This is a genomic window from Erwinia sp., from assembly GCF_031978025.1.
In the GTDB taxonomy this organism is placed as follows: Bacteria; Pseudomonadota; Gammaproteobacteria; order Enterobacterales; family Enterobacteriaceae; genus Erwinia.
This window is the reverse complement of sequence record NZ_DALZCD010000182.1, coordinates 5350-8801: the sequence shown is the minus strand read 5'-3', so window position 1 is coordinate 8801 and position 3452 is coordinate 5350. Positions and strand designations below refer to the sequence as shown.

Here is a 3452-nt window from a genome sequence, read left to right as displayed (position 1 = left end):
CTGCAGAAAGAGGATTATCGGCAGGATGAATCTGACTGAGCAGTTGTAAACAAAGAAGAGCCGTATTCTGTCGTAACGTTAGTTGCTGTGCTGGCCTTGACATAGCATCCGGTGAGTTTCCCACATGTGTTAATGCGAGAGGAAAGTCATACTGGTCACGCTGAATATGCTGACTATCCCTGTCTGTAACAGAAGTATGCGTAATGTTGCTCCTGCTGTTGTTTTCAAAAAGCTTATTCTGGTGAGTCCCGGCTGTCGCTCTGTGTTGTGTTGCTGATACTGGCATGGCCAAACATCCCTTTCCTGAAAAGGAATAACTTAGCCCTCTCCCTTTGATATAGATATCATTTAACAATCATCCAGTCCCGGACTGGCGAGCAGTACGCAGCCGGTTCACTGAATGATGCGAAGCGTCATGGAGGCGCCAGCTGAAGGTCAATACCTGGTTATTCATGCATCACTCTGACATATTTTAACCGTAAAGGAGGCAGCCATTCATATGAAACTAAGTGATTACTATAAATTTATGGCGCTGTTGCAAAGATCATTATGAGGCAACCTTTAGTGTTACTGAAAGGTCTCATCTTTCAAAGACTCTGCTCACCAGACGCATTCCGCCCAGGGGATGCCAAAAATAAAATGATTCGGCCTGACCTTTCCGTATCGCACGCATCACTTCAATCTTTTTATGTTGACGTGACTCTACTTTTTCCGGCTGTCGCAGGCAGCTTATGGGCCATTTTTGCACTGCCATAGGTTCTGAAGTTTCTTACGTTTTTCCTGTGAGGTTCACGTATGAATTTGCTGGATCATTAAGGTTCGCTTTTCGCACAAAGCGGAGCTTGTCACGCGTACATGTCCGCTTTGTGCCAGCAGCGGTACATGTAAAGCCACACCTTCAGATTGCTCCGTCTTTTACCCATGAGCTTAATGTTCATCGCTTATCCGTTTCGATGGATTCACTCATGCACATGCATACTTCGGTGCCTGCCGAAGCAATATGCCTTCGCCATCATTAAACTGTCCGAAAATTGACGAGGGAGCGAACCATGATTGCAGTACTTTTTGAGGCAGATGCCCTGCCTGAATCTCAGGAAAGATATCTTCAGCTTGCTTCAGAGCTGCAGCCTCTTTTATCCGACACGCCTGGTTTTATTTCAATTGAGCGCTTCCAGAGCCTGACCACGCCCGGAAAAATTCTTTCTTTGTCGTGGTGGAAAGATGAAGAATCCGTAGACGGATGGAAGCGTAACATCATGCATCAGGCTGCGCAGAAAGAAGGCAGGCAATCGATTTTTTCATTCTACAGAATACGGGTAGCCAGCGTATTCCGTGATTACTCTTCTGATAAGGGAACGAATCAGCATGTATGATATCCACGTTATTCTCGCAAATAGCCCGGGATTCCTGGGATCACTGGGTAATTTACTGGGTGAAAATGGAGTGGGACTTGAGGGCGGTGGCGTATTTACCACACCTGAGGCAGGACATGCACACTTCCTGGTTGAAGACGGTGAAAAAGCTTGCAGGATACTGGCTAAAGCTGGCTTTAAAGTCTGCAATGTGTGTCGTCCTCTCGTAAGAAAATTACCTCAGGAACGACCCGGTGAACTGGGAGAAATAGCTGACACCATTGCCCGGAACGGCATCAATATTCTGGTACAGTACAGCGACCACAGCAACCGGCTTATTCTGATTACAGATGATGATACTCGGGCAGCTGAAGTCACCCAAAAATGGGCCATACCTGCTGAATGAAAGACCTTAACACACAGTGCGCCAGTGAGCCGGATGATGTTCTTGAAACAGCAATGGCAAGGGTAGCTTCTGCCATGTCCGATCCGTCAAGGGTCAATATTCTGTGCGCTCTGATGGACGGACGGGCGTGGACAGCCACCGAACTTAGCGTAGTGGCGGGTATAGCAGCCTCGACAGCCAGCGGGCATCTGAACCGGCTTCTCAGCAACGGCCTGGTTATTTGCCTGACGCAGGGGCGTCATCGATATTACAGTCTTGCGGGCCATCATATCGCTGAACTGCTGGAAAACCTGATGGGCGTTTCCATGCGTACTTATAAGACGCTTCTTTCCAGTACGCCGGTCTGTCTTCGGTATGCACGCACCTGCTATGACCATCTGGCAGGCGAACTTGCCGTCAATATTTATGAATGGATGCTGCGGGAAAAATGGCTGGCAGCAGATGGATCGGGACTCACCTCTGTCGGCAAAATGCATTTTGAGCAAATGGGCGTCGTGCTTAATTCCCGCACGCGCCGCAAGCCCTGCTGCCCTTGTCTGGATTGGAGTGAACGACGTTTCCACCTCGGTGGTGACGCTGGTTCAGCCCTGTTTACGCTATTCCTGCAAAAAGAATGGGTAACGCGTATACAGGGATATCGTGAAGTGAACGTAACCGCTCCAGGCCGGGTTGCAATGTATCGTCTGTTTGAGCTAACAATTACCTGAACTTAAGTCACGTCTCTGCTATTCAGAGCGGATGATATTGAGTGCCTTCCTGTTACTCGCCCATTTTGACAAACGCGGATCCGCTTTTCGCTCACGGCGGACATGCTCGTCCATGTCTGCTTTGTGCCACCAGCAGACATTTCCCCGAGTGAGCCAGTGCACAAACCAGTACAAAAATCTTCGGCGTAAATTTATCTAACCTCATGAAATTTAAAAACAGCCCGTCATTTGCCTAATCGTTCCAGGGCAAAAGCACATATCTGCTAGCCGACTCTGCTGCGTATACCTATAGCGGTGTTTTTCTTACGCTATAAGTGACGTATGGCATCACAAGAGCATGAATTATCAGCCGATCGCAAGGCGCATTCATTACTTGCTTATGCCAGCGGTGCCGGCAATGAAGATATTGGCCTTGTGTTTACGGGAACGGAGAAATCATTGCTAAAAGCGGGGAAGCTTAAGAAGATGAGTGAAGTTTCTGTCTGGGTGATGTGAATTGGGTGAAGGTGGTGACGTATTAGGGTCGCCATGTGGCATGCAACCAGCACACATCGCCCTGAATGTCGGGCGTTTAACTGTTTTATCTGTTGAGGGTGTATGAATAAATCTCTGATGACGCTGGTCTGCTGTGTATGTTTTTCATCTTGTCTGGCGCAAGCCGCTTCTACAGTCTGTCTTCCCCAGAATTTTGGAGGTAAAGCTGATGGAAAAAACCTGAATACCCATGCAATCCAACAGGCTATTCAGCAATGTAGCCAGCGTGGTGGAGGAACAGTTCAACTGTCACCGGGGCTCTGGTTAAGTGGTCCGCTGCAATTACAAAGTAATATCACGCTGCAAATTGATAAAGGAGGAACGCTGAAAGCAAGCAATCAGGAAGGGAAATTCATCTCAGCGTTTATTGGGCAACCCGCTAAAGCGAATGAAGCCTTTATCTTCGCCAGTCACGTTAAAAATATCGCCATTACGGGGGGCGGCACACTGGAT

At 48.2% G+C, this 3452-nt stretch carries 5 protein-coding genes and 2 pseudogenes; 5 read left to right on the top strand and 2 right to left on the bottom strand.

Features of this window, described 5'->3' with window-relative positions:
- Together RTK32_RS14600 and RTK32_RS14595 are read right to left on the bottom strand one after the other, a co-directional pair.
- Positions 1-355, bottom strand: a 355-nt coding sequence (locus RTK32_RS14600) for a hypothetical protein (RefSeq protein ID WP_312045224.1), incomplete at its 3' end; no start/stop codon positions are given.
- Between the two features lie 225 nt (positions 356-580).
- Positions 581-688, bottom strand: a pseudogene (locus RTK32_RS14595) (IS6 family transposase); the annotation flags it as partial.
- Positions 689-1049: 361 nt separating this feature from the next.
- On the opposite strand from RTK32_RS14595, the gene RTK32_RS14590 reads away from it, so the two are divergent.
- The 5 genes and pseudogenes from RTK32_RS14590 to RTK32_RS14570 form a co-directional block, all read left to right on the top strand.
- Positions 1050-1373 carry an antibiotic biosynthesis monooxygenase gene (locus RTK32_RS14590; RefSeq protein ID WP_312045222.1) on the top strand — a complete coding sequence of 108 codons (324 nt, stop codon included), beginning with the start codon at positions 1050-1052 and terminating at the stop codon, positions 1371-1373.
- The gene (locus tag RTK32_RS14585; protein ID WP_312045220.1) at positions 1366-1758 is read left to right on the top strand and encodes an amino acid-binding protein; all 393 of its coding nucleotides are present in this window, start codon (positions 1366-1368) and stop codon (positions 1756-1758) included. Before RTK32_RS14590 ends, RTK32_RS14585 begins: the two co-directional genes overlap by 8 nt.
- Positions 1755-2465: a helix-turn-helix transcriptional regulator gene (locus RTK32_RS14580; protein WP_312045218.1), complete on the top strand. Its 711-nt coding sequence runs from the start codon at positions 1755-1757 to the stop codon at positions 2463-2465. Before RTK32_RS14585 ends, RTK32_RS14580 begins: the two co-directional genes overlap by 4 nt.
- 321 nt (positions 2466-2786) lie before the next feature.
- Entirely contained in the window at positions 2787-2960 is a 174-nt protein-coding gene (locus RTK32_RS14575) for a hypothetical protein (protein WP_312045216.1), read from the top strand.
- A 102-nt stretch (positions 2961-3062) separates the two neighbouring features.
- Positions 3063-3452 (top strand): annotated as a pseudogene (locus RTK32_RS14570) (glycoside hydrolase); the annotation flags it as partial.